Annotated in this window: 28 protein-coding genes; 2 read left to right on the top strand and 26 right to left on the bottom strand. The window is 68.9% G+C overall.

Going from position 1 to position 25,797, the window contains the following annotated elements:
- From fliD to QE360_RS05155, 17 genes are all read right to left on the bottom strand, one after another.
- Positions 1-1,455: a flagellar filament capping protein FliD gene (gene fliD / locus QE360_RS05235; RefSeq protein ID WP_309699826.1), complete on the bottom strand. Its 1,455-nt coding sequence runs from the start codon at positions 1,453-1,455 to the stop codon at positions 1-3.
- A gap of 100 nt (positions 1,456-1,555) precedes the next feature.
- A complete protein-coding gene (flhB, locus tag QE360_RS05230) occupies positions 1,556-2,683 on the bottom strand; it encodes a flagellar biosynthesis protein FlhB (protein ID WP_309691536.1) in 1,128 nt (375 codons plus the stop codon).
- A complete protein-coding gene (gene fliR, locus QE360_RS05225; RefSeq protein WP_309699824.1) occupies positions 2,683-3,456 on the bottom strand; it encodes a flagellar biosynthetic protein FliR in 774 nt (257 codons plus the stop codon). The genes flhB and fliR overlap by 1 nt, the downstream gene beginning before the upstream one ends.
- Position 3,457: 1 nt before the next feature.
- Positions 3,458-3,727 carry a flagellar biosynthesis protein FliQ gene (gene fliQ / locus QE360_RS05220; RefSeq protein ID WP_307102089.1) on the bottom strand — a complete coding sequence of 90 codons (270 nt, stop codon included), beginning with the start codon at positions 3,725-3,727 and terminating at the stop codon, positions 3,458-3,460.
- 192 nt (positions 3,728-3,919) lie between these two features.
- The gene (gene fliP, locus QE360_RS05215; RefSeq protein WP_309699821.1) at positions 3,920-4,801 is read right to left on the bottom strand and encodes a flagellar type III secretion system pore protein FliP; all 882 of its coding nucleotides are present in this window, start codon (positions 4,799-4,801) and stop codon (positions 3,920-3,922) included.
- A complete protein-coding gene (locus QE360_RS05210) occupies positions 4,798-5,154 on the bottom strand; it encodes a flagellar biosynthetic protein FliO (protein WP_307102093.1) in 357 nt (118 codons plus the stop codon). The genes fliP and QE360_RS05210 overlap by 4 nt, the downstream gene beginning before the upstream one ends.
- 8 nt (positions 5,155-5,162) lie before the next feature.
- Positions 5,163-5,453 (bottom strand): flagellar motor switch protein FliN, encoded by a 291-nt coding sequence (gene fliN, locus QE360_RS05205; protein ID WP_007406148.1) that lies wholly within the window; start codon positions 5,451-5,453, stop codon positions 5,163-5,165.
- Positions 5,450-6,436, bottom strand: a complete 987-nt coding sequence (locus tag QE360_RS05200; protein WP_309691554.1) for a flagellar motor switch protein FliM — start codon at positions 6,434-6,436, stop codon at positions 5,450-5,452. Before QE360_RS05200 ends, fliN begins: the two co-directional genes overlap by 4 nt.
- A 3-nt stretch (positions 6,437-6,439) precedes the next feature.
- Complete coding sequence (fliL, locus tag QE360_RS05195) at positions 6,440-7,123, bottom strand: flagellar basal body-associated FliL family protein (protein ID WP_309691556.1); 684 nt, start codon at positions 7,121-7,123, stop codon at positions 6,440-6,442.
- 10 nt (positions 7,124-7,133) lie between these two features.
- A complete protein-coding gene (locus tag QE360_RS05190) occupies positions 7,134-8,519 on the bottom strand; it encodes a flagellar hook-length control protein FliK (protein ID WP_309699818.1) in 1,386 nt (461 codons plus the stop codon).
- Positions 8,520-8,529: 10 nt separating this feature from the next.
- Positions 8,530-8,967, bottom strand: a complete 438-nt coding sequence (locus tag QE360_RS05185) for a hypothetical protein (RefSeq protein ID WP_307102103.1) — start codon at positions 8,965-8,967, stop codon at positions 8,530-8,532.
- Between the two features lie 21 nt (positions 8,968-8,988).
- On the bottom strand, positions 8,989-10,326 hold the full coding sequence (locus QE360_RS05180) for a FliI/YscN family ATPase (protein ID WP_309699816.1): 1,338 nt from the start codon (positions 10,324-10,326) through the stop codon (positions 8,989-8,991).
- Positions 10,320-11,123, bottom strand: a complete 804-nt coding sequence (locus tag QE360_RS05175) for a FliH/SctL family protein (RefSeq protein WP_309699815.1) — start codon at positions 11,121-11,123, stop codon at positions 10,320-10,322. Before QE360_RS05175 ends, QE360_RS05180 begins: the two co-directional genes overlap by 7 nt.
- A complete protein-coding gene (gene fliG, locus QE360_RS05170) occupies positions 11,116-12,129 on the bottom strand; it encodes a flagellar motor switch protein FliG (protein WP_309699813.1) in 1,014 nt (337 codons plus the stop codon). The genes QE360_RS05175 and fliG overlap by 8 nt, the downstream gene beginning before the upstream one ends.
- Positions 12,129-13,952, bottom strand: coding sequence for a flagellar basal-body MS-ring/collar protein FliF (gene fliF, locus QE360_RS05165; protein ID WP_309699811.1), 1,824 nt, complete (start codon positions 13,950-13,952; stop codon positions 12,129-12,131). The genes fliG and fliF overlap by 1 nt, the downstream gene beginning before the upstream one ends.
- A gap of 1 nt (position 13,953) precedes the next feature.
- Positions 13,954-14,328 carry a flagellar hook-basal body complex protein FliE gene (gene fliE, locus QE360_RS05160; protein WP_307102113.1) on the bottom strand — a complete coding sequence of 125 codons (375 nt, stop codon included), beginning with the start codon at positions 14,326-14,328 and terminating at the stop codon, positions 13,954-13,956.
- A complete protein-coding gene (locus QE360_RS05155; protein ID WP_309699809.1) occupies positions 14,325-15,608 on the bottom strand; it encodes a sigma-54 dependent transcriptional regulator in 1,284 nt (427 codons plus the stop codon). The genes fliE and QE360_RS05155 overlap by 4 nt, the downstream gene beginning before the upstream one ends.
- Before the next feature lie 285 nt (positions 15,609-15,893).
- Between QE360_RS05155 and QE360_RS05150 the strand changes: the two genes are divergently transcribed.
- Together QE360_RS05150 and QE360_RS05145 are read left to right on the top strand one after the other, a co-directional pair.
- Complete coding sequence (locus QE360_RS05150) at positions 15,894-16,754, top strand: flagellin (RefSeq protein WP_309699807.1); 861 nt, start codon at positions 15,894-15,896, stop codon at positions 16,752-16,754.
- A gap of 212 nt (positions 16,755-16,966) precedes the next feature.
- A complete protein-coding gene (locus QE360_RS05145) occupies positions 16,967-17,821 on the top strand; it encodes a flagellin (protein ID WP_307102121.1) in 855 nt (284 codons plus the stop codon).
- 137 nt (positions 17,822-17,958) lie between these two features.
- Here QE360_RS05145 and QE360_RS05140 read toward each other — a convergent pair whose 3' ends face one another.
- The 9 genes from QE360_RS05140 to QE360_RS05100 all read right to left on the bottom strand — a co-directional run bounded on the left by QE360_RS05140 (position 17,959) and on the right by QE360_RS05100 (position 25,696).
- Positions 17,959-19,185: an ABC transporter permease gene (locus QE360_RS05140; protein ID WP_309699803.1), complete on the bottom strand. Its 1,227-nt coding sequence runs from the start codon at positions 19,183-19,185 to the stop codon at positions 17,959-17,961.
- A 95-nt stretch (positions 19,186-19,280) separates the two neighbouring features.
- The gene (locus tag QE360_RS05135) at positions 19,281-20,090 is read right to left on the bottom strand and encodes an RNA polymerase sigma factor FliA (RefSeq protein ID WP_309699801.1); all 810 of its coding nucleotides are present in this window, start codon (positions 20,088-20,090) and stop codon (positions 19,281-19,283) included.
- Positions 20,087-22,153: a flagellar biosynthesis protein FlhA gene (flhA, locus tag QE360_RS05130; protein ID WP_309699798.1), complete on the bottom strand. Its 2,067-nt coding sequence runs from the start codon at positions 22,151-22,153 to the stop codon at positions 20,087-20,089. The genes QE360_RS05135 and flhA overlap by 4 nt, the downstream gene beginning before the upstream one ends.
- A gap of 3 nt (positions 22,154-22,156) precedes the next feature.
- Entirely contained in the window at positions 22,157-23,023 is an 867-nt protein-coding gene (locus QE360_RS05125; protein ID WP_309699795.1) for a lytic transglycosylase domain-containing protein, read from the bottom strand.
- A gap of 213 nt (positions 23,024-23,236) precedes the next feature.
- Positions 23,237-23,548: a flagellar protein FlgN gene (locus QE360_RS05120; RefSeq protein WP_307102131.1), complete on the bottom strand. Its 312-nt coding sequence runs from the start codon at positions 23,546-23,548 to the stop codon at positions 23,237-23,239.
- Positions 23,545-23,838 carry a flagellar biosynthesis anti-sigma factor FlgM gene (flgM, locus tag QE360_RS05115; protein ID WP_307102133.1) on the bottom strand — a complete coding sequence of 98 codons (294 nt, stop codon included), beginning with the start codon at positions 23,836-23,838 and terminating at the stop codon, positions 23,545-23,547. Before flgM ends, QE360_RS05120 begins: the two co-directional genes overlap by 4 nt.
- 108 nt (positions 23,839-23,946) lie before the next feature.
- Positions 23,947-24,444, bottom strand: coding sequence for a flagella basal body P-ring formation protein FlgA (locus tag QE360_RS05110; RefSeq protein WP_309699793.1), 498 nt, complete (start codon positions 24,442-24,444; stop codon positions 23,947-23,949).
- Positions 24,444-24,992 carry a flagellar motor protein MotB gene (locus QE360_RS05105; RefSeq protein ID WP_309699790.1) on the bottom strand — a complete coding sequence of 183 codons (549 nt, stop codon included), beginning with the start codon at positions 24,990-24,992 and terminating at the stop codon, positions 24,444-24,446. The genes QE360_RS05110 and QE360_RS05105 overlap by 1 nt, the downstream gene beginning before the upstream one ends.
- Entirely contained in the window at positions 24,989-25,696 is a 708-nt protein-coding gene (locus QE360_RS05100) for a MotA/TolQ/ExbB proton channel family protein (protein WP_309699788.1), read from the bottom strand. The genes QE360_RS05105 and QE360_RS05100 overlap by 4 nt, the downstream gene beginning before the upstream one ends.
- Between the last annotated feature and the right edge of the window lie 101 nt (positions 25,697-25,797).

The raw sequence follows: 25,797 nt of genomic DNA, 5'->3' as shown, positions 1-25,797 counted from the left end.
TCAATTGCCCTTCGTCCACATCTTCACCTGCTGGTCCATGAAACTCTGTACCGATTTATAGGCGGTGACCCGGCTGTTCATCTGCGCGAAGCGCGCGGTCAGCGCGTCGCTGGCCGTCTGGCGGGAGTCCGCCAGCTTGGTCTGCGCCAGGGCCGTATCCGATTTCTGCTGGGTCAGATTGTTATAGGAGGCGGTCAGGCCATAGATGCTGCTGGTCGACGACATCTGGATCGTGTTCATCTGGGCCGACAGGCCGATGACATTGTCGTCGCTGGCCCGGAACATCTTCTCGACCACGTCGGGATATTTGCTGAGCGCCTGCGACAGGCGGGTCTGGTCGACGGTCAGCGTGCCGTCCTTCTCGGTCTTCACGCCCAGATCGGCCAGGGTCAGCGGGGCGCCCGCCGCCGAATCGCCGGGCACCAGCTTGGTCGTGGTGATGGTCCGCAGCGTCTGGGCCAGCGAACGCGCGGCGGGGTCGGCGCGCAGCGAGCCGGTGATCGGATCGGTCGCCTTGGCGATCGCCTTGATATTGTCGTTGAAGGTCGACACGAAGTTGGACACGACATTGCTGAGCGCGGTGGTCGGCGACGAACCGGTCAGCGACACCGCCTTGCTGGTCACCGCCGACAGGGTCATGGTCACGCCCTGGACCAGATCGCTGACGGTATTCGAAGAGCGTTCCACGGTGACGCCGTCCATCGTGATGCTGGCATTGGCCGCGGTCGACGAGGTGGAGGTGCCGCTCGCATTGTTGCCCACGTTCAGCCGCGACAGGCCGGCCGTGTCGCCTTCGCTCGCGGTGATGGTGAAGCTGTTGTCCTTGCCGGTCGCGCTCGAGAAGGACAGATAGGCGTTGCCCGACGAATCGGTGATGACCGCGGCCTTGACGCCGGTATTGGCGGCATTGACCTTGGCCGCGAGCGCCGACGGGGTCGAATCGGCGCTGTCGATGGTGACCGAAATCGCATCCTTCGACCCGACCTTGATCGACAGGCTCCCCGTGCCCAGCGAGGCGGTCGAGGAATAGGAGGATTTGGTCGAGGAGACCTGCGCGGTCGCGAGCGCGTTGATGGTGATCGACTTGGACATGCCCGCCAGCTTGGCGCCCGCCGAGGTGGTGACGGACAGGCTGTTGGGGTCCGAACTGACCGCCTGCGTCGCGAGCGTCCCCCCCTTCGCCAGCGAGGCGAGGGCGGAGGCGAAATCGGTGATGCTGCTCTTGATCGAGGACACGTCCGAAATCTGCGAGGTCAGCGTGTCCGACTGGGTCTTGAGCGCCGCCGTCTTCGCGGCGAACTGGGCCTCGATCAGCGCGGGGACGACCGACGACAGGTCGATGCCCGATCCCGTCTGCAGCGAGTTGAACAGCGCCTGGGCGGCCGTCTTGGTGGTGCTGGCGGTCGTACTGGTCGTCGTACTGGTCGACGACGCGGTCACGGAAACATCAGTCATCGGCAATCCTTCGGCACGCGCCCGACATCCTTAACGACCGCCTGCGTCCGAACTTTAGGCGGATGCGGCGAATGGAGCGCGGCGATCACGGCCTTGCCCCTCATGGCTGGGCCACGCCGTTTTCGTCGAAGCGGGCGCCCTCCGGCACTTCGACCGGCGGCTGGGCGGTGCCGCCCGCGCCCGCGTTGAGCCCGAAGACGAAGGCCAGGACGACCGCGATCGCCTGATACAGGTCGGCGCGCACCTCCTGCCCCTCGCGGCTGGTATAATAGACCGCGCGGGCGAGCTGCGGATATTCCAGCACCGGCGTATCGAGTTCGGCGGCAAGCTCGCGGATCGCCAGCGCGGTGGCGCCGCGACCCTTGGCGACGACGACCGGCACCTCGTCTTGGCCCCGCTCGTAGCGCAGCGCGACCGCGAAATGGGTCGGGTTGGTCAGGATGACATGCGCCTCCTGCACCGCCGCGCGCACCGCCCGGCGCGACATCTCGCGCTGCTTGCCGCGGATATGCGCCTTGGCCTCGGGGTTGCCTTCGCTTTCCTTATGCTCGTCCTTCACTTCCTGCTTGGTCATCTTGAGCTTGGACATCAGCTGGAAGATCTGGATCGGCACGTCGAAGCCCGCGATCAGGACCAGCCCCATGCCCATCACCAGCAGGATGGAGGTGAAGGTGCCGCCCAGCGAGCCGATCGCGCTGTTCAGGTCGGACTGGGCCAGCCCCATGGTGGTGCGCGACGAGCGCCACAACAGGACGCCGCCGATCGCGCCGAGCAGCACGACCTTGAGCAGCGACTTGCCCAGCTCGGTCCAGCCCTGCATCCCGAAGATGCGCTTCAGCCCCGAGGCGGGGTTGAGCTTGGACGGCTTGGGCGCCAGCGCCTTGGCGTTGAAGTGGAGCGAGCCCAGCCCCGCCTGCGACGCGATGGTCGCGACGATGGTCACCGCGAACAGCGAGGCGAGCGAGGGCAGCAGCTTCCATCCCGCCTCCATCAGCGGGCGGAACGGCTCGAAATCCTCGACATCGGCATGGGTGAACTGGAAACTGGTGGCCATCACCGCCTTGCACGCGCCGAGCAAGGTGGGCCCCGCGAACATCAGCCAGGCGATACCCGCCATCATCACCAGCGCGGCCGCCAGATCGCGGCTGCGCAGCACCTGCCCGTCGTCGCGCGCTTTGTCGCGGCGCTTTTGGGTTGGGGCTTCTGTTTTCTCGCCGCCCTCCGACATCAGCCGATCACCAATGTTTCGGTGGCGGACAGCGCCTCGCGGATGATGACGAGCATGTAATCGCCCATGGCGGGGAAGGCGACGGCGATGGCGATCACCCCGACGCCGAGCGCGGCGGGCAGGCCCACCGAGAAGAGGTTGAGCGCGGGCGCGGCGCGGCTCATCATGCCGACCACCAGATTCAGGCAGAGCAGCAGGAACCCGACCGGCAACGCCAGCAGCAGCCCGGCGAGGAACGCATAGCCGCCGAACAGCGCGATCGCCTTGAACTGCGTCGGGGCCATCCAGGCCTGGCCGGGGGGCAGCGCCTCATAGCTTTTCACGATCGTCTCGACGAGCACCAGATGCCCGTCGACCGACAGGAACAACAGGGTCAGCATGACGGTGAAGAACTGGCCCAGCGCCTGGGTCGAGCGGCCGTTGAGCGGATCGATGGTCGCGGCGAAGTTGATCCCCATCGACCCGCCGATCAGCTCGCTGGCGACCAGCGGGGCGGTGAAGGCGACCTGGAGGATCAGCCCCAGCGCCAGCCCCACGATCGCCTCGGCCGCGACCGACAGGATGGTGGGGACCGAGAAGATGACCGGCGGCGGCACCACCGGATGGACCGAATGGACGAGGAAGGCGATGGCCCCGGCCAGGCTGATCCGGACGGGCAGGGGGATCGACACCGCACCGAATACGGGCGCGGTGACGAACGCCGCCCCGATGCGGATCATCAGGAACAGGATCGCCCAGGCCTGCGGCTCGATCGAGAGGCCGAAGCCGAGCATGTTATTTTACAAGATCCGGGATGCGCTCGAACATGCTGACGGTGAAGTCGCTGAGCAGCCCGACGATCAGGCTGCCGAAGATCAGGATCGAGACGGCGACGACGATCAGCTTGGGGACGAAGGACAGCGTCTGCTCGTTGATCGAGGTCGCGGCCTGGATCATGCCGATCACCAGACCCGAGACGAGCACGGGCAGCAGGATCGGCGCGGCCGCGAGCGCCAGCACCCACATGGTCTGGTTGGCCAGCGTCAGGAAATATTGGGCGTCCATGATGCGGTCTTTGTCCCGTGTGGGTCAGGGTTTCCCATGGCCTTCGACTTCGCTCAGGCTGAACGGGGTTATGGTCTGAAAATGGTTAACGAAGGCCTTCCGCTACGGCCGTTCAGGCTGAGCCGATGAGGGGAGGGGGCTCTTCCCTTCAGCCGTTCAGGCTGAGCGAAGTCGAAGCCCACGCCCCACCCCTCAAGTCGCGAAACTGTTCGCCAGACTGCCCATGGTCAGCGCCCATCCGTCGACCAGGACGAACAGCAGCAGCTTGAACGGCAGCGAGATGATCGAAGGCGACAGCATCATCATGCCCAGCGCCATCAGCACGGTGGCGACCACCAGATCGATGACGATGAAGGGCAGGAAAATGAGAAAGCCGATCTGGAACGCGGTCTTCAGTTCCGAGGTGACGAAGGCGGGCAGCAGCACGGCATAGGGAATGTCGTTCGGGCTGGCATAGGGGCCCGACTTGGCCATTTCGGCGAACATCGTGACGTCCTTCACCCGCGTCTGCTTGGCCATGAAGGCGTGGAGCGGCGCGCCGGCGGTCTTGATCATCTCGGTGCCGGGCAGGCGACCCTCGGCATAGGGCTGGATCGCGTTCGCGTTGATCTCGCTGATGGTCGGCGCCATGATGAACAGCGACAGGAACACCGACAGGCCGATCAGCACCTGGTTGGGCGGGGTCTGTTGCAGGCCCAGCGCCTGGCGCAGGATGGCGAGCACGATGACGATCCGGGTAAAGCTGGTCATCATCAGGATGATGCCCGGCAGGATCGTCAGCAGGCCCATGATGATGAGGACCTGGAGCGACAGGCTCAGCGAGCCCGAACCGCCATTGGCCCCGCCGCCCAGCTGGCCCAGCGCGCGGTCGACCGCGTCGCCGACACCCGGTGCGGGGGCGGCGGCCGGGGCTGCGCCGGGCGCGGCCTGGGCGAAGGCGGGCATTGCGATGACCAGCGCCAGCAGCAGCGCGAGCAGGATCCACAGCGGCTTCAGGCTGCGGCGCGGCGCGTCCTGGCTATGGGCGCGGATCAGCGCGGGGCCGGTGCCGCGACGGGTGACGGAAATGCTCATTGGTCGAACGATGTCGGCTTGGGCGCGAAGCGCGAGACGAAGTCGCCGCGGCGCGGGGGCGTGGGCGGCACGGGCGCGGGGGCGATCGGGGCCTGGCCCTTGCCCTCCACCTTGTCGACCAGCTGGACGCCGCCGCGCCCGACCGAGACGAGCAGGTTGCGCCCCTCGAACTCGATGACCGCCAGCCGCAGGCCGGGCGAGATCATCATCGTCTCGCGGACATGGATCAGCCGCGTCGCGGGACGGCCCGGCATCCGGCTTTCCAGCCGCCGCCACAGATACAGGCACCCGATCATCAGCCCGCAGATCAGCGGCAGCAGGACGGCGAGCTTCAGGATGTAGGACCAGAGCATGGCGGGGGTCAGCCGCGCTTGTCGGGGTTGACCAGCTCGGTCATGCGCACGCCGAAACGGTCGCCGACCGTCACCACCTCGCCACGCCCGATCAGCGTGCCGTTGACCAGCACGTCGAGCAGTTCGTTGGCCTGGCGGTCCAGCTCGATCACGCTCGATTCGGACAGCGCCAGCAGCTCGCGGAGCGACAGCTGGGTCGAGCCGATCTCGACGGTCAGCTTGACATCGACATCCTGGAGCAGCCGGAAATTGGCGGCGACCGACGTGTCGACGGGGAATCCCCCGGCCATATCGTTCATTCTACGGGTCCTTCGTGGAAATTCTGCGCCAGACCTTCGGCCGAGCGGGCAAGCGAGGTGAGCTGGACGGCGGCGCGACCATTGGCGGTGCCGACCGTGCCCATGCCGAGCAGGTCGCCGCCGACCATCACCGGCACTTCGGGGCCGAAGCTGATCGGGATCACGTCGCCGATCTTCAGCTCCATCAGGCGGCTGAGCGAGACGACGGGTTCGGCCAGCACCGAGCGGACCGGGAAACGCACCGTCATCACCGCGCGGGTCAGGTCGCCGCGCCAGGTCGGATCGGCCTCGGCCTGCTTGTCGACGACCTTGCCGGTCAGCGCCGAGCCGTGCGGCTTCAGGGCGGCGACCGGATAGAGGATGTCGAGCATGGTCGGGCGGCGGTTATGCCCCGCAATGCCGAAGCGGGTGACGATCATCGCATCCTCGCCCTCCAGGCCCGGCAGCATCGCGGGCGAGGATTCGGGCGGGCCCGCGGTGAACTCGATCCGGGCGAGCGATTCCCAGGCGCGGCGCAGCGGCTCGGCCATCATGCCGCCCAGGCGGCGGATCATCGCGTCGGCGGCGGGCGAGAACTCGCCGGGCAGCGTGTCGGGCGCGGTGCCGTTCCCGCCGAACAGCAGGTCGATCAGCGACAGGCTGAACCCGCCCTCCAGCACGCACAGCGCATGGGCATTGTCCTGGATCGCGGGGCCGCCGACCGACACCATCGCCATCGGCAACCACGCGCTCAGGCCGTCGCCGCGCTCGGCGCGATAGTCGGAAAAACGCTGGACGACCAAAGGCTCGGCCCAGCAGCGCAGCTCTTCGCGAAGCAGCGATTCGAACAGCCCCCGCAGCGACCGCGCGAGACGCGCGGACAGATGCTGCATCGTGTGCAGGTCGCCGAACGGATTGAGCTTCGTCGTCCCCAGCACGCCGTGATCGGCGCTTTGGGGACGAAGACGCTCGCGTTCGTCGGCCTGGGCGGGGGCGTTAACCATGCCTCACTGAACAACGAAATTGGTAAAGTAGACGTTAGCGATACCCCCGAATCCCTCCTTTTGCCGAAGAATCTCGTTGATCGCGTCGACCAGCTTGCGTTGCAGCTGGCGCTTGCCCTCGCTGCTGAACACCTGTTCCTCATTGGCATCGCCCAGCGCCATCAGGATCGCCGAGCGGACCGCCAGGTCGTTGGTCTTCAGATTGTTGATGACCGTATCGTCATAGGGGGTCGACACCGCCAGCCCGACCTGGATGACATGCACCGAGTCGCGCAGGTTCGAGGTGAAGTCCTTGGGCATCTCGTAATAGTTGGACGCATAGCGTTCGCCGCCGTCGCCGACCGGGGTCGCCATGCCGACATGCTCCTTGGCCTCGCCGCCTTCGCCGCCCTCGCCGCCGCCATGGCCGCCGCCCTCGCCACCTTCGCCCTCGCCGCCTTCACCCGCGCGCTTCTGCTCGGACTTGGGCACCAGCTTGGGGCCGGGGTGGTTGGCCTCGGCCTCGGCCTCGCCATGGTCCTCTTCCTTGGCATGGCCGCCGCCGATCAGGCCCGAATTGGCGGCATAGAGCCCCGCGCCCACGCCCCCGCCCAGCAGGACGAGCACGCCGACCACCATCACGATGATCTTGCCCAGCTTGCCCTTCTTCTTGGGCGCCTTCTCTTCGGTTTCCTTGGCGTCGCTCATGTCTCAATCCTCAGGCGATTCGGGTGGTGGCGTCGGCGGGGGCATCCCCGGCGTCGCTGGAGGCCGTCCCCCCGGCAAGCGCCGGGCGGGTGGGCAGAACGGGTTCGGGCTGGCGCTGCGGCTGGCGCTCGCCGCCGCCGCCGCCCGACTGGCCCAGATCGACCGCCGTCTGGCCCAGCCGCATGCCCTTTTCCTCGGCAAGCCGGGCGAGCGTCGGCTGCGCATCGGCGAGCATCGTCGCGGTCTGCGCCTGGTCGGCGGTGAAGTGGATATGCGTCGCGCCGTCCTCATGGCGCAGCGCGACGGCGATGCCGCCCAGCGCGTCGGGGGACAGCTGGATCCGGGTGTCGGCGGTGGCGGCGTCCTCGCGCATCCGCTCGATCCGGTCGATCATGCCCTGCGGCCAATGGCCTTGCGTCATGTCGAGCGGGGCCTGCTCGGCGCCCGTCATCGCCGCGACCGGCGCGGCGGTCAGCGAATCGGCGCGGGTCAGCGTCGCGGGGTCGATGGCGCCCAGCCCTGCATCCTTGCGGCGGCCGGACCGCTCCTCGGGTTCGTCCTGTGCCGCGCGCATGGCACCGGCGAACAGCTGGAGGGCGGGCGCGGTCTGGCCCGTCTGCAGGATCGGGGCGGAGGCTTCGGCGGTCGGCGGCGCAGCGAGCGGCACCGCCTGCGCCGTGGCGGCAAAGCGCGCCGGTACGTCCGAGCGTAGCGCCGGGCCCTGCTCCCGAGTGGCTTGGGTCACGGTCGAATCGGTCGACAGGGTCGCCAACGCCGCTTCCCCCGTCGAGCGGAGGGTGGACCCCGTACCGGAGGGCAGGGGGGCGGTGGTCCGTGTCGCGGATGCCGTGGTGGCAAGGGCCTGCCCGTCGCCGGGAGCAGCCATCGCCTGTGCCGGTATGTCCGCAGCGACCGGCAGGGCTTCGGACGGGAAGCGGGGCGCCTTCGCCAAGCCTGTCGTGCCGCTCGATGCGACCGCATCGGCGGGCGCCGCGCCGTCGCCGGTGGAGGTGGCCACGGGCATCGCCTGTTCCGGCGAAACCGGCATGGTGGCGAGCAACGTCGTGATCGGGGCGGCCGAGGCGCGTACCGCATCGGTCGGCGCCGCCACGGTCGTCTCCTCGACCGGAAGGATCGGGAGCGGCGGCACCGCCGTCGGCAAGAGGGTGGCGTCGCTCGGCAAGGGCTTGCCGTCCTTGTCCGTCTCGCCGCCGGTCTTGCCCTTGCCCTGTTTCGCGGCCTCGCCCGTCTCCGCCGTGGCGTCCCCGCCCATGCCGGGCACCAGCGCGAACAGCATTGCGAAGGCGGAGCTCATCGCATCGCCCGCGCCCGCCGTCAGCGACGAGCGGACGGCGGAGGGACCGGAAGCGGGGACGGAGGCGAGGGGCGACATCATGACAGACATGTCAGCAAGGTTCGTGCCGATTGCGCCGGTTGCCGCCGCTGGACGGCATATCCTCCAGCGCGCGCATCTCGGCACGGATCGCGGCGAGGCGCGCGCGGTCGAGCAGCTTCTCGACGGCGGTCTGGTCGCGCTTGGCGGCCTTGGTCTGTTCGCCCGCATGGGCGGCGCGCTGTTCGGCGACCTGGATGCGCATGGTCGCGGCATCGGCCGATTCGAGCAGCCGGTTGCGGAAATGCGCATTGGCCATCAGCGATCCCGCCGAGGCGCTGGCGGTCGGGGCGGGGGAAACCGCCTCGATCAGCTGGCCGATACGCTGGGAGAGTTGCTGTTCGGTGGCGACGCGTTCCTGCGCGCGCGCTTCCTCCGCCATCGTCAGGTTGAGTTGCAGCGTGCGGACCCGGTGGAGCCGGTTCAGCATCGTCTGTTGCCGGGATGCCATGGATGTCCCCCTTTACCGGGCTCAGCCGAGCGGCTGGCCGAAAATGCCCACCAGTTCCTCGACCGCATGGTCGAGTGGCACGACCTCGTCGGCGTCCTGCCGGATATACTCCATCACCGCCGGATGGCAGGCGATGGCGGCGTCGATCGCGGGATCGGCGCCGGCGCGATAGGCGCCCATCAGGACGAGATCGCGGTTTTCCTCATAGGTCGCCAGATGACGACGCAGCGTCCGCGCGGCCTGGGCATGGGGCTTGCCGACGATGTCGGTCATCACGCGGCTGACCGAGGGGCCGATGTCGATCGCGGGATAGACGCCGCGCTCGGCAAGATGGCGGTTGAGCACGATATGCCCGTCCAGGATCGAGCGCGCCGAGTCGACCACCGGGTCATTGCCGTCGTCGCCGTCCGCCAGCACGGTGTAGATGGCGGTGATCGATCCCGGCCCGTGCGCATCGGCGCCCGCCCGCTCGATCAGATTGGGCAGCATCGCGATGGCCGAGGGCGGATAGCCGCGCGCCGAGGCGGGTTCGCCCAGCGCCAGCCCGATCTCGCGACCGGCATGCGCGACGCGGGTCAGCGAATCCATGATGAGGAGGACCTTCTTGCCCTCGGCGCGGAACGCCTCGGCAATGGCGGTCGCCCGCAATGCGCCGCGAATACGCAGCACCGGCGAATGGTTGGCGGGCACCGCGACCACCACCGAGCGCGCGCGGGCTTCACCGGCGACCTTGGTTTCCAGGAAGTCGGCAACCTCGCGGCTGCGCTCGCCGATCAGGCCGATGACGATGACGTCGGCTCGCGCGGCGCGGACCATCATGCCCAGCAGCACCGACTTGCCGACGCCCGATCCCGCCATGATGCCGACGCGCTGGCCCTGGCCGATGGTCAGCAGACCGTTGATCGCGCGCACGCCGACATCCATCGGCTCCAGCACGCGGCCCCGGTCGAGCGGCGACTGCATCCGGCCCGCCAGCGGCCAGCGGCCCGCGCCGCGAATGGGGCCCAGGCCGTCGATCGGCTTGCCCGATCCGTCGACCACGCGGCCGAGCATCGCCGCGCCCACTTCCGCCTCGCCCGGAGGGCCGAGCGGGCGCACCGGCGCGCGCGGGAGCAGGGGCGCGGGGCCGCCCAGATTCATCATCAGCGTGCGGCCGTTGCGGAAGCCGATCACCTCGGCTTCGACGCATGATCCGCCCTTCTCGCCGATCGCGCAGACCGTGCCGACCGGCAGCGAGAGGCCGACCGCCTCCATCAGCAACCCGTCATAGGAGGCCAGCCGCCCCGCCACCACGGGACGCGGCGCGAACTCGGCCTGGGCCAGCGTATCGAGATAATCGGCGGTGAAACGGTTCAGCATTGGGGAACGGGCACCTTGTCGATCGCGGCGGAAAGCTGGTCGAGCCACAGCGAGGGGCCGTCCTCGACGATGGTGGACGCGCTTTCGAGGACGAAGCCGCCGCGCTCCACGGCGGGGTCGCCGACCGGGAAGACGGTCTGGGGCAGGCGGCCTTCGAGCAGTGCGACATCGTCCGGATGGACGCGCAGCATCGCGGCTTCCTGCGTATCGGCGAGCAGGTCGATCGCGGCCTCGATCCGGCCGGTCAGCCGGTCGGCATCGACGCCGATTTCGCCCACCAGCTTGCCGACCAGGGCGAGGACGGTCTGGCGCAGCTGTTCGGCCATCATCGACCGGTCGACGCGCGAGGACAGCGCCTGCGCGATCGCATCGACCATCCGGCCGTCGCGCGCCTCGGCCTCGGCCCGCGCCTGGAACTGCGCGGCGGCGGCGGCCAGCCCGGCGGCATAGCCCTCGGCATGACCGGCGTCGTGCGCGGCGGTGATCGGATCGATTGCAGGGGCCGCCGCGTCCTCGCACGCCGCGAACGGGTCCCAGCCCTCGGTCGGGTCCTGGTCGCGATTGGCGGGGTGGAAGTGACGCGGTTGCCCCTCGGCCTGCCGGCGCGCGCCGCCGGTCTGGCCCCCGCCCGTGCCCGCCGGTCCCTGCGGCCGGAAGGAGATCGGCCCCGAACCCAGGTCGATGCCCAGTCCCGCCATGTTGGACGGCGCGAAGCCGCCCGGCGGGGCGAAGGCCTGGTGCAGTGCGGCCGCGGCGGCATTCTGGCGTGCGGAGAAACCCGCGACGAAATCAGACATAGTCGTCCTCGCCTCCGCCCATCATGATCGTGCCTTCCTTGGCGAGATTGCGCGCGACGGTGATCATCGCCTTCTGCGCCTCGAGCACCTCGGACAGCTTCATCGGTCCGCGCGACTCGATCTCGTCGCGGATACCCGCCGCCGCCCGCGCCGACATGCAGCCCAGGAAGCGTTCGCGGGCGGCCTCTTCCGCGCCCTTGAGCGCGCGGGTGAGGATTTCGCCATCGACGTTGCGGATGAGCGTGCCCAGATTCTTGTCGTCCATGTCGAGCAGGTTCTCGAAGATGAACAGTGCCTCCTCGATCTGCTTGGCGACGTCGCGGTCGATCTTGAACAGCTTGGGCATGACCCGCTGCTCGGTCGCCTTGCGCGCGCTCGACAGGATCTTGGCCGCCTCGCGCGAACCGCCCAGCGCCAGGCCCTGGCCGCCGCCGCTGCCCTCGCTCCAGCGCTTGAGGATCTCGTTCAGCGTGTCGATCGCCTGCGGCGTCACCGGGCCCAGCCGCGCGACGCGGTGGAGGATGTCGGGCTGCATCGTCTCGGGAAGCAGTTCCAGCACCTTGCCCGCGACGGCGGGATCGCAATTGGCGATCAGGACCGCGCCGATCTGCGGATGTTCCTTCTCGACGATCTTGGCGATGTCGACGGGATCGAGCCAGCCGAGCATCTCGATCTCGCACTGCGCCTCGGTGGGCACGATGCGCGACAGCACGCTGCCGGCGCGTTCGGGGCCGAGTGCGCGGTTCATCAGATTCTCGACGATCGGCTTGGGCTGGAACGCGATCGAGGCGCGGGCGCGGGCACAGCCGACGAAATCGTCCAGGACGAAGCCGACATCCTGCTCGCTGACATCGGCGATCGAATACATCGCCTTGCCCAGTTCGCGGACCTCGTCGGGCTCCAGCTTCTGGAGGATCGCGGCGGCTTCTTCCTCGCCCACCAGCATCATCAGGACCGCGGCGCGCTCGACACCCGAATAGACGCGCCCTTCTTCGGCAGAGGCCATTATTGCTGCGCCTCCGAACGGATCATGTCGCGGACGGCCAGCGCGGCGCGCGCCGGATTGTCACGGGTGAAGCCGCGCACCTTGGTGATGCGCTCGTTGAAATTGTTCGTGTCCTCGATCTCGTCGAGCGTCACGGCGGGCGGCTGCGTGCCGATCATGCCGGGCAGGGGCTGGCCGTCCGCGCCGACCCACACCGGCTGGCCGTTGGGGCCGATCCGCACGGGTTCGCCGTTGGGGCCGATCACCGGCTGGCCATCGGCGCCCATCAGCACTTCGCCGACACCCTCGCCCGCGCCCGCGCCGTCGGCGGCGCCCATGGGCAGCGCCTTGGCCGCCTCGGCCTCCGCCTTCTTGCGGGTCATCGCCTTGACCAGCGGACGCACGCCCAGCAGCAGGACCAAGAGCGCGATGACCAACGCGGTGGCGTTGCGGGCGACGATCGGCAGCCAGCTATTGTCGTACCAGGCGCGCTTGTCGTCCAGGCTGGCGTCGGCGAACTTGCGGCTGATGACGGTGACATTGTCGTTGCGCTGCTGGTCGAAGCCGACCGCCGACTTCACCAGGTCGGAAATCTGGGTGATCTCCATCTGGCTGCGCTTGCCGGTGGCGGGATCGCGCAGCAGGACCGCGACGGTCAGCCGCTTGATCGAACCCGGCGTGGCCCGCGTCACCGAAACCTCCTTGTTCAGGTCATAGGCGCGCTGGAAGGCGTCGGACTGTTTTTCCGGATTGAGGCCGGGACCACCGGCGACCGGCTTGCCATCGGCGGGCGGCGCGCCGCTCGCGCCGTTCGCGGGCTGCGGTTGTTGCAGCGTGCTGGCGGGCGGCGGCGTGTTGGACAGCGCGCCGGGGATGCCGCCGGGGGTGGTCGGGTCTTTCTGGTTGCCGGTCCAGTTGCCGGTTTCGGCCCGCAGCGCGCCGTCCTTGTCGTAACGCTCGCTCGTGGCGCTGGTCTCGTCCAGATTGACGTCGGCCTGCACCTCGGCCGTGAAATTGCCCGCGCCGACCAGCGGGGTCAGCAGCTGGATCAGCTGGGTGCGGTATTTCTCTTCCATGCGGCGCTGGAAATCGATCCGACGATCGTCGCCGGTCGCGCCGTCGGCGCCCTTCTTGGACAACAGGCCGCCCATCTGGTCGACCACGGTCACATCCTCGGGCTTCATGCCCGGCACCGACGAGGCGACGAGATTGACGATCGACTGGACCTGCGATTCCGACAGCGAGCGCCCGGCATTCAGCTTGAGCACCACCGAGGCCGAGGGCGAGGACTTGTCGCGGATGAAGGGCGAGGCGTCGGGCGTGGCGAGGTGCACGCGCGCCTCGGCCACCGCGTCGATCTCCTGGATCGAGCGGGCCAGTTCGCTCTCGCGCGCCTGGCGAAGCCGTTCGCCCTCGACCGCGCGGCTGACGCCCATCGGCAGCTGGTCGAGGATCGCATAGCCGCCGGGCGCCTGTTTCGGCAGCCCCTGACCCGCCAGCAGCATCCGCGCCCGGGAATAATCCTCTTCGTTGACGGTCAGCGCGCCGGTGCCGTCGTTGATCTTGCTCTTGATGTTCGCCGCCGACAGCGCGGTCGTCACCGCCTGCTTGTCCGCGTCCGACAGATTCTCGAACAGCGTCTTCTGCGTCGGGCTGGACAGCGCCATCCAGGCGAGCGCGGCGGCCGCGATCAGCCCGATCAGCAGCGCCATCGGCGCGGAGCGGCGGACGGCGGGCTGCGCCATCACCGACTTGATCTGGCGAAGCGGGTTGGCGAACTTTTCCGGCAGCGGCGGCAGGGCCGGTGCGGGATTGGTCGATGCGGGGGTGAGGGCAGTGCTCATCTTACACCGGCATGCTCATGATGTCCTTGTAGGCGGACAGGAGTTTGTTGCGGACCTGCAGCGTCGCCTCGAACCCGACCGACGCCTGCTGGCGGGCCATCATCACCTTGGCGATGTCGACGGTTTCGCCGCGTTCGTAGGATTCGGACAGGCGCGCGGCCTGTTGTTGGCCCTCGTTCACGCCCTTCAGCGCGGACTCCAGCGTGTCGGCAAAGGTCGCCGGCGCGGCCGGGGCTTGAGTCTGGGCGGCCTGTGCCGCCTGGTTGGCACCGGCCTGGCTTGCCGCCTTGAGCGCCTGATTGCGTTCCAGGATCTGGGCACGAAGCGCCATCACCCGGTCGACGCTCATCGCGCCGCCGACACCGCCGACGCTCATGCCATCATGGCCCGGCTAGAGGGGCGGATGATCTCCTCGCCCTGCTCGCGCGCCTTGGCGAGACGGTAGCGAAGCGTGCGCTCGGAAATGCCCAGGCGCTTGGCGGTCTCGACCCGGTTGCCGCCGCACGCGGCCAGCATCTCGCGGATCGCGGCGAATTCGCTCATCTGCACGACCTTGCCCAGCGTGGCTTCCGCGGTCGTCACGGTCAGCGGCATGTCATCGGTGTCGTTGGCGACCATCGGGCGGTCGAACACGATATGCTCGGCCTCGATCGTCGCACCGCCCGCGAAGAGCAGCGCGCGCTGGATCACATTCTCCAGCTCGCGGACATTGCCGGGCCAGTTGTGCATCGCCAGCTTCTCGATCGCGGCGGTGCTGGGCCAAGGCATCACGGTGCGGCCCGCGGCGTGGCGCAGGATCATCGTCGCGGCGAGCGCGGGAATGTCCATGCGGCGCTCGCCCAGCGCCTTGGTGGTCAGCGGGAAGACGGACAGGCGGTAGTAGAGGTCGGCGCGGAACCGGCCCGCCGCCACTTCGGCCTGGAGGTCGCGATTGGCGCAGGCGATGACGCGGACATCGACCGACTGCGGCATCGACGCGCCGAGCGGGATCACCTCGCGCTCCTGGAGGACGCGGAGCAGCTTGGCCTGGAGCTGGAGCGGCATCTCGGCGATCTCGTCGAGGAGCAGCGTGCCGCCGTCCGCCGCGCGGAAAAAGCCTTCGCCCGCCTGCGCCGCGCCGGTGAACGCGCCCTTCTGGTGGCCGAAGAGCAGTGCTTCCAGCATCGACTCGGGCAGGGCGGCGCAGTTGATCGCGACGAAGGGCTTGGCCGCGCGGGCCGACTGGGCGTGGATGGCGCGGGCCACCACTTCCTTGCCGGTGCCGGTCGGGCCGTTGATGAGGACGGTGATGTCCGACTGGGCGACGCGCTCGGCCAGCGTGAACAGCGCCAGGCTCTCCGGGTCGGCGGCGGTCGGCACGGTCGGCCCGGCGACCAGTGCACGCACGAAGCTGTTGCCCACGCCCGCCTCGGCCGCCGAATAGGTCACGGTGGCGGGGCGGCCGGCGCTTGCCGGGACGATGGCGGGGACCGGGCCGTCGATGACGACGACCGAGCGTGCCGGATGCTCGACCGGGTCGCCCTCGGCCAGCAGGAACATGTCCCCGGCCTGGGGAACGGCACCCGAGTCGGCGATCGCCAGGCCCTGGGCACGCAGCGCGGAAATCAGCGCGTATTTCTGCTTAACCAGCGCAGCGGAGGGGAAAATCGACGACATCGGGCTTGAGTCCTTTCGTGACTCTCCAATGCCCCTTCTTTGGTAAAACCGTGGTTAATGCGGCAACGCGAACGGCAAGTTTTTTCCGGGCGCGACGCGCGCCCGTATGTGTGCCCGCGACGCCCGGCTGCGCGCGCGACCGTTCCGGCAAAACCGGCAAGCCAACCGGCAAAAATTTGCATGCCACCGGCTAAAGCCTGCCGGAAAGCGGCCGTTACTCCACTCGGCGGCTCGGTGATCCAGAGGGGACACAGACGGATCGCCGAGCAGATTTGGAGACATCACATGACCGTTATTGCCAGCAATATCAGTGCATTGCGTGCTACCGCCGCGTCGACCTCGGCGTCCTTGGCCCTCAGCAGCTCGATGGAGCGCCTGTCGACCGGCCAGCGCATCAACTCGGCAAAGGACGACGCTGCCGGTCTGGCGATCAGCAACTCGATGACCGCGCAGATCAAGGGCATGGCGCAGGGCATCCGCAACGCCAATGACGGCATCTCGATGGCGCAGACGGCCGAAGGCGCACTGAACGAGGTCAGCAACATGCTGCAGCGCATGCGCGAGCTGAAGGTCCAGTCGTCGAACGGCACCTATTCGGCCGACGACAAGAAGAACATCACCAACGAGCAGACGACGCTCGCCGACCAGATCAGCTCGGTCGTGAAGAACACCAAGTTCAACGGCACGGCGCTGTTCAATGCGGCCTCCACGGTCTCGATCCAGACCGGCGCGACCAGCAGCGATACGGTCTCGATCAACCTGCGCGACATGACCGCGACCTATGCGGCCGGTACCGGCGGCGCGGCCGACACGGGTTCGAAGCTGAGCGCGGTGGTCGATTTCGCCCCGGCTTCGGGTTCGACCTCGCTGAAGTCGGACACGCTGGACAATTACGACGCCGCGATCGCCGACGTGTCGAAGATCCGCGCGGGCCTGGGTGCCACCCAGAACCGTCTCCAGTCGGCGGTCAACAGCGCGACGTCGAACATGACCAACCTGTCCGAAGCGCGCAGCCGCATCCAGGACACCGACTTCTCGGAAGAAACCACCGCGCTCGCCAAGGCGCAGATCCTGAGCCAGGCGTCCACCGCGATGCTGAGCCAGGCCAACCAGTCGCAGCAGGGCGTGCTGAAGCTCCTCGGCTAACGCCCTGGGCGAATGCCGACCGCGGTTATCCCCTCGGTCGCGGAAGGTGGACCCCCCGGTACCTTATAATAGGGTGCCGGGGGGCTCCGCCCGAAAAAACGCGCCCAAACGACTCTTTTCTCTAAAGTCTGGTCCCAGGCGGTCGTTACCCGTCTTGGCAGCTCGACCTTCGCCTTGGGGGCGGCGGAGAGCTCCGGCTTTGGAGAACGACCATGACGGTTATCGCCAGTAATATTTCGGCGTTACGCGCGTCGAGCGCCAATGGCGCCGCATCGGAAGCGCTGAACGTATCGATGGAGCGCCTGTCGACCGGCAAGCGAATCAATTCCGCGAAGGACGACGCCGCCGGCCTCGCCATCGCCGCCTCGATGTCGGCGCAGGTGCGCGGCATGAACCAGGCCATCCGCAATTCCAATGACGGCATCTCGATGGCGCAGACCGCCGAAGGTGCGCTCCAGGAAGTGAGCAACATGCTCCAGCGGATGCGCGAACTGGCGGTGCAGAAGGCCAACGGCATCTATTCGACCAACGACAAGGCGAACATCACCTCGGAACAGAACGCGCTGGCGGCACAGGTTTCGACGATCCTTCGCAACACCCAGTTCAACGGGCAGAAGCTGCTGAACGGCACCGCGGGCAATTCGGGCGCGGTCCAGATCCAGGCGGGCGCGAACACCAGCGACGCGATCACCATGAATTTCAGCGACCTGACGACGGCGACCGAAATGACCAACGTCATGGTCCTGGGCGATCCGAATGCCAGTCCGCCGACCGACAGCTCGGTGAAGTCCACGGCGACGCTCGAGAATTTCGACTCGGCCATCGGCAAGGTCGCCAATATCCGCGCGGGCCTCGGCGCCACGCAGAACCGGCTCCAGTCGGCGGTCAACAACCTGACCTCCAACGTCACCAACCTGACCGATGCGCGCAGCCGTATCGAGGACACCGATTTCTCGGCCGAAACCACCGCGCTCGCCAAGGCCCAGATCCTGAGCCAGGCATCGACCGCGATGCTGAGCCAGGCCAACCAGTCCCAGCAGGGCGTGCTCAAGCTGCTCGGCCAGTAACACCCGGTTCCTGAGCGCCCCGGCACCGCGCCCCCACTCGGGTGACGGGGCCGACCGGCCGCGAGTCCCTCGCCAGGCCGGTTTGCAGGACAAACCCCGGCGGCCTCCGTGCCGCCGGGGTTTACTCATGTCCGCGCTCAATCGGCGCGCAGCACCAGCGCGGGCGAGGTCCGCCCCGCCCGCCACGCGGGATAGAGGCTGGCCAGCACCGCCCCCGCCACCACGCTCAGGCCGATCGCGGCCAGCTCGGTCCGCGAAATTCCGATCGGCAAGGACAGGAAGACGTCCCATTCCGCCTGCCGCGCCGGGGACAGATGGCGCACCGCCGCGACGATCGCGGCGCGCTGGGTCAGCAATCCGGCCGCCAGCGCCAGGCCGACGCCCGCGCCGGTCAGTGCGATGATGCTGCCGACCGTCGTGAAGATCCGCGCGATGCTCGCCACCGACACGCCCATCGTCCGCAGGATCGCGATCTCGCGCCGCTTGGCCCGCGCCAGCAGCGTCATCGACGACAGGATGTTGAACAGCGCGACCAGGGTCACCAGCCCGACCGCGATCGTCATCCCGATCTTCTCGGTGACGAGCGCGGCGAGCAGCGCGCGATTCGCCTGCCGCCAGCTGGTGATCGGATAGCCGGGGCCCAGGCGCCTGCGGATCGCCGCCGAGACCGCCGCCTCCCGCGCGGGGTCGCTCAGGACGACGGCGATCCGGCGGGTGACGGCGGCGTCGTCCTTCAGGATGGGCAGCGAATCGAGCGGCGCGAACACCGTCACCCGGTCGCTCCCCTTGTCCTCGTCGGGATAGAAGGCGGCGACCCTTGCGTCGAACAGGTCGAGCGACGGCATATGGTCGGGGCCGAGCCGGACCCGGCCGATCGCGATGGTATCGCCGGGGAACAGCCCCAGTTGCAGCGCGGCATCCTGTCCGATCGCGACCGCATTCGCCGGGTCCGGGCTATGGGCCAGCGCCGATCGCATCGTCGGGACCAGCCGGGCGAGCGTCGCCGGGTCGCGACCCTGCAACTGGATGGGGGTGATCCGCCCGTCGATCGACAGCGCGGCGGTCAGTTCGCGAATCGGCTCGGTGCGCGCGACGCCGGGCAGGTGCGCGATGACGGCGGCGGCCTGGCCCTCGGTCATCGCGGCATGGGCGGGGACGGTGACGCTGAGATGGCCATCGACCGGCGCGACGCTGTCGGCCAGCCTGGTCTGCGCGCCGTTCATGACCGCGATGACCAGCACCAGCGCGGCGACGCCGATCATGACGCCGGTGCATCCGATCGCGGCGACCAGCAGGACCAGCCGCCCGCCCGCGCCCGGCCACAGATAGCGTGCGATCAGTCGGCGTTCATGGCGTGCGAACATCGGCGTCCCCGGTCATCGGGGACGCGCTTAGAGGAAGATGGCGCCATCGGAAATGGCGCGGGCCCATTCCTCCCCCTCGCAGGGGAGGAATCGCCTTATCGCTGGCTGGCGAGCGCCTTTTTCAGGCGGGCATGCGCCGCGCTCTTGATCTGGCAGATGCGCGCGGCGCCGACGCCCAGCACCTGGCCGATTTCCTCCAGGTTGAGTTCCTCGACATAATAAAGCTGGATCACCATCGCCTCGCGCTCGGGGAGCGCCGAGATGGCGGCGATCAGCGCGTCGCGCAGGTCGCTCTCGGCCAGTTGCTCGAAGGCGTCGGGGGTGTCGTCGGCGAACCAGGGCAGATCGTCGGCATAGACATCGTCGATCGCCTCCATCCGCACCGCCTCGGCCGTCTTGTAGTCGGCGCGCAGCCGCTCGACCGAGATGCCCAGCTTTTCCGCCACCGCCTCGTCGGTCGGGGCCTGGCCGCCGGACTGCGACAGGGTGGTGACCGCCTCGCTATACTGGCGGCGGCGGCGCATCGCACCGCGCGTCGTGGTGGCCTGGCGGCGCAGCTCGTCGATCATCGCGCCGCGCAGGCGCGACTTCAGATAATGGCCGAACTCGACCCCGCGCTCCTCGAACGAGGCGGCGGCCTCGACCAGCGCGACCAGCCCGACCTGGACCAGATCCTCGACCTCGATCAGGCTCGACATGGATCCGTGCACATGCCACGCGATCCGGCGGACCAGCGGCAGATGCTGGCGGATGATCGCGTCGGTGTCGCCGCCGGGGCGACGGACGACCGGCCGATAGGTGATCGGGCGGTCGGCGACCGTGGGGTTGGCCAGCGCCGGATCGAAATTCGCCGGGTTGAGGCTCTGGGCGTTGACGAACGCGCCGCTCAGGGGATGCGCGCTCATGCGGCCAGCGCCTGCGGAGCGCCGATCACGGCGACGACCTCGACCGCCTTCTCCTCGGGCACCTCGAAGAAGGACAGGACCGGCGTGTCGGGCATGCAGGTGCGCAGCAGCTTGCGCATCGCGATCCGCACACCCGGCTGGACGACCAGCGCGAACGGCTTGGCCTCGGCGATCAGCGGCTGGGCGGCATGGGTCAGCGCCTCGGTGATGCGGCGGCCCAGATCGGGCTCGATCACATGGCGGCGCGCGGTGTCGGCGCGCATGGCCTGGCCCAGCAGCCCTTCGAGCTGGCCGTCCAGCGTCATGACGCGCAGCGGCTCGCGCATCCCGCACAGTTTCTGGATGATGAGCGCGCCCAGCTGCGGCCGGATCAGCTCGACAATCTCTTCGGCGTCGAGCGTCTTCTGGGCCGCCACGGCGATCGCGCTGGCGATGCGGCGGAACTCCTTCAAGGTGATATTCTCCGAAAGAAGGCCCTTGAGAACCTGGGTCAGGGTGGTGAGCGGCAGGGGGTTGGGGCTGAGCGAGGCGGCGAGTTGCGCGGCGCGTTCCTTCAACCCGTCGAGCAGCGACTGGACCTCGTCGGGGCCGAGCAGCTCGGCGGCGTTGGAGCCCAGAATGTGGTTCAGATGGGTCGCCATGACGGTGCCCGGATCGACGACCAGATAGCCCATGCCGGTGGCGGCATCGGCGTCGCCCTTCAGGATCCAGGTCGCGGGCAGGCCGAAGGTCGGGTCCTGGACCGGCTTGCCGTCCAGCGTGCCGAAGGCCTGGCCGGTGTCGAGCGCCAGCATCTCGTCGGGCGACACCTGATCCTCGGCAGCGACGACGCCGTTGATGAGGATGCGGTAGTTGAACGGCCCGAGATTGATGTCGTCGCGGACCCGCGCCTGCGGCACGACGAAGCCCAGTTCCTTGGACAGCTGGCGGCGGACGCCGGTGATGCGCGCCATCAGCGGGGCGCCGCGACGCTCGTCGACCAGCGGCACCAGGCCATAGCCGATGTCGATATGCACCTGCATCCCGTCGATGACCTCGTCCCAGCCGATGCGCGAGGGATCGACCGGCTCGGCGGCGGGGGGCGGGGGGACGGGGACCGGGCGCTTCTCGATCTGGCGCAGCTTCCACGCGGTGAAGCCGGCAATGGCGGCGGCGGGCAGCAGCACCAGGTGCGGCATGCCGGGCAGCGCGCCGAGCAGGCCCAGGATCACCGCGACCGGGATCCAGGTCTTGGACGCGCCGAACTGCGATCCGATCTGGCCCGCCAGATCCTTGTCGGACGACACGCGCGTCACGATGGCGGCGGCGGCGATCGACAGCATCAGCGAAGGCAGCTGCGCGACCAGCGCGTCGCCGATGGCCAGCAGGATATAGGTCTTGGCCGCATCGGCCACGCCCATGCCGTGGCTGACCGGGCCCAGGATCAGGCCGCCGATGATATTGGCCGCCAGGATCAGCATCGCGGCGACCGCATCGCCCTTCACGAACTTGGACGAACCGTCCATCGAGCCGTAGAAATCGGCCTCGGTCGACACCTCGACGCGGCGCGCCTTGGCCTGGTCGGGGGTGATGAGCCCGGCGTTCAGGTCGGCGTCGATCGCCATCTGCTTGCCGGGCAGCGCGTCCAGGGTGAAGCGCGCCGACACTTCCGACACGCGGCCCGCGCCCTTGGTCACGACGATCAGGTTGATGATCATCAGGATCGCGAAGACGAAGAGGCCCACGACATAGTCGCCGCCGATCAGGAAGGTGCCGAACGCCTCGATGACATGGCCCGCCGCGCTCTCGCCCTCATGGCCATGGACCAGCACGATACGGGTCGAGGCGACGTTGAGGCCCAGGCGGAACAGCGTGGCGAACAGGAGGACGGTCGGAAAGGCCGAGAAGTCGAGCGGCTTTTCGGCGTTCAGCGCGACCATCAGGACGGCCAGGCTGATCGCGATATTGGCGACGAAGAAGATGTCGAGCAGCGCGGGCGGGATCGGCACGACCATGACTAGGACGAGCAGCAGGATCGCCGCGGGAAGGGCCATGGTGCGGCCGCCGGAAAACAGCTTGCCCATCGTTTAACCCCCCATGCTCGCGAGCATCATGTACGCCAGCCGCGCATGGTCGGGCTTGGGGCGCAGCACGCTGTCGCTGTCGGTGATGCTGGCCGATCCGTTGCGCAGGCCCAGCCGGTTCATCGTGCTGTTGGCCCAGGCCATGGCGTCGGCGGCGCTTTCGTTGTTGCCGGTGACGACCGTCGCATCCTCGCCCATGCCCTTCAGCGCGAGCGCCTGTGCGGCGAATTGCAGGTTGGCGGCGCGGGTCGCGTCGCTGTCGGCGCTGCTGCCCGCCAGCTTGTCGGCGAAGCGGTTATAGATGTCGGAGAGCGTGCGCGGCTGGCCGTTCGCGGCGTAGAAGATCGAGCGGTTGGCGCGCGCGGCGGCGGGGAACAGCGCGGCGCCGGTCGCCTGCGGGCTCGACGCCATGGTGCTCAGGAACTTGGTCGCGCCGCCCAGGCCCAGGAAATGCGCCATATACAGGTCGGTGCCGCCCGCCTCGCGACCCAGCGTCGCCTCCAGCGCGCTCTTGTTGTCCGAGGCATGTTCGGCCGCCATCAGCGAGGCGGCGGTGGGATCGTTGCGCAGCCCCATGACGGCGGCGCGCGCCTCGCCCGACACATGATAGCGTCCGCCCGACTGGCCGATCGAATCCGCCGCCCAGCCCAGGCCATGCTCGGCGCCGTGCTTCTTGACCACCGCGAGCCAGCTCTGCTCGACGAACTGGTACAGACCCGAGGCCGAGGAGGTCCCCGCACGGGCATTCGCGTTCAGCCCGGACTCGAGCTTGGCCTGCCCCAGCAGATAGCCGAAATCGACACCCGTGCGGCTGGACGCCAGCGCGATGGCCGATTGGATCCTGGTTTGAGAGACGGGTTGGACGGTCATGCTGTTCGGTAAAAGCCCTTGTTCGGGCTCTACTCAGCAAAGGGCGTGCCAATTCCCCGCGGCTGTGCCGGGGATCGGTGCGAATCCGGCGCGGGATAGGAAAAAAGCCCGGCAAAGCGGGCTTTCGTGCTGGGGACCGGCAGGGCCGGCCATCAGGGTCGGCAGGGGGCGTGGCGGCAAAGCGGCAACGGCTTGCCGCCCGGCAAGCGGCAATCAGGCGTAGGCGCGCATCGCGGGGCGATAGCCCATGCCGGCATCCCCGGTCAGGGTCTGGAGCTTGCGACGGACATTGGCCGCCATCAGGTTCACATAGATGCGGCAGGTCTCGTTCAGGCGGTTGGCCTCGTCGGCCAGCTCGCGCAGCTCGGGTCCGGCGGGGCCGGTGCCCAGCGCGGCGACCTGTTCGATCGCGGCCAGCTTTTCGGAGGTGGCGCGTTCGAGGGCGACCACGTCGTTCGACTTCAGCGCCGCGATTTCGCGGTGCAGGGCCTCGATGACCTGGATCAGGGCGTCACGGCGCGTCATTTACCGTTCCAGTCGAGCTTCAGGGCGATCATCTGGTCGGCGATGGTCGCCGGCAGGATCGGGAAATCGCCATTGGCGATGGCCTTCTTGATCTGGGCGACACGATCCATGTCGACCGGCGGCTGGGCCGCCAGGTCGCGCGCCAGATTGCCGACGCCGCTGGTCTCGCTGGCCGCCTTGGCCGGGTTCGGAGCGGTCTGGGTGCTCGCCGCGAGCGCGTTGGGACGCGTCACGGCGGCGATCCGCCCGATCCTCGCTTCCCCGGCACTCAGCCTTGTTACATCCACCATGTCCGCACCTTCTGGTTCCGCTGACATGGAGGGTAACGGCCGAATCCGGGGAATCTTTAGGGGGAATTTACGCTCTCGCCCCCGATTTTCCGGCCCATGGGCATTCCGCTATTCGGCCCAGCCGGGCAGGGTGGCGCGACCGCTGGCCAGCGCGACCGCCTGGACCGGCTGGCGGGACGAATCGATGCGGACCAGGAAATGCGCGCCGGGCGCGGCATCGGCCATCGCCACGCCTTCGCGGGTGATCGAAAAGCCGTTCGATCCCGCCTCGATCACCACCGGATCGCCGCGTCTGATGACCGGCTCCACCCGGGCGGCGGCGACGGGAATCGGGCGCGGCTCGGCGGCGGGCTTCGGCATGGCCAGCACCGGCACGAAGATGCGCCATTGCGGGCTGGAACAGGTGACGACCACCGCGTCGTGCATCTCGGTGCGCCATGATAGCGCGACGGTGGGGCATTGGCTGAGCTTCAGCCTGGCATCGACCGGCGACCGGGCGCCCCCCTCCACCCCGACGGGGCGGCCGGTAAAGGCGGTGACGGCGGCGTCGAGCGCGGCAATATCCTGAAAGCCGGCGGCACCGGCCAGAAGCAGCGACAGGATCATCAGGGTCTCCGTGGCGGATCGCCGGCAAAGACGAGCGTGACCATCGCGATGCGCGGGCCCGGCTTGGCGGCGGTGGAAAGGATCAGGCGGTCGGCGGCGGCGGGGCCGATCAGCGCGGCGGCGGCGCGGGCGCGATCGGCGGCCAGCACGACCGCGCTATGGGTGACGGGATCGACATCGGCGGCGCTGCCGTCGGTGGCCCCGGTGATCGACAGGCGGATGCGCGGATCGGCCAGCGCCTCGCGCGCCCAGGGGCCCAGCAGCGGGTCGGGATCGACCGGCTCGGCCGAACCGGGGGCGAAGCTCAACGAGGCGGTCGCGACCGGCATGGCGGGCGGCGGGGCGGGGGGCAGGCGGAGCGCCTGCGACGCGGGATCGGTGTTGGCGCCGAACTGCGCACGCAGTCCGTTGAGCAGCGCGGGCCGCCGCTCCGCCCCCGTCGCCTGGACGAGGACGAGGAAGCCGACCAGCAACAGGGCAAGGTCGGCCAGCGTGATCAGCCAGATCGGCCGCGACGGCACGGGATCGGGAAACACCGGATCGGTCATGCCACGCTCATCAGGCTGGGGGGCGAGGACGGGCCCGACTTGGACGACGCCGTCGATCCGCGCGAGGGGCGCGGGGCCTCGCGCGCGGCCAGGGCGGCGAGCGGGGCGACGATGCGGGTCCGCTCGAACGCCTCGATCCGCGCGGCGCGACGCAGCCGCATCGCGATCGGCTGGGCGACCAGATTGGCGAACAGCGCGCCATAGAGGGTGGCGAGCAGCGCGATCGCCATCGCGCCGCCGATCCGCTGCGGATCGTTCATCGTCGCGAACATCGCCGCCAGCCCGATCAGCGTGCCGACCATGCCCATGGCGGGCGCCACCTCGGCCGCGCCGGTCCAGATGTCGGCGACCGCGACATGGCGTTCGATCCGCCCCTGCCGCGCCAGGTCGAGCCGCGCGGTCACGGCGTCGGGGCCCTCGCCATCGACGATCGCGGCGATCGCCTCGGCCAGATCGGGGTCGGTGACGACCGAACGGTCGAGCGTCAGCACCCCGTGCCGCCGCGCGACGCGCGACAGATGCGCGATCTGTTCGATCAGCGGCTCGGCGGCGAAGGGCTTTCGCGCCAGCACGGCCAGCGCCCGGAGCGCGCGCCGCCCGTCACGCCACGGCGTGCGCAACAGCGTCGCGATCAGCGTCCCGCCCAGCACGATGGCGAGCGCCGCGGAGTCGAAGAACTGGTGGAGCGGTGGAAGGGCTATCATGCGCGCCGCCACGCAAAGACCGGGCCAAATGCCTGTGCGGATTCGCCAAAGTCGCACCCGGTGGGGGGAGCGCGTCGGCGCCGCGCGCGCGGCGCGGGCGG

Source organism: Sphingomonas sp. SORGH_AS_0789 (assembly GCF_031453055.1).
Classification (GTDB): domain Bacteria; phylum Pseudomonadota; class Alphaproteobacteria; order Sphingomonadales; family Sphingomonadaceae; genus Sphingomonas.
The sequence above is the reverse complement of the archived record's forward strand: the minus strand, read 5'-3'. Positions and strand labels throughout refer to the sequence as shown.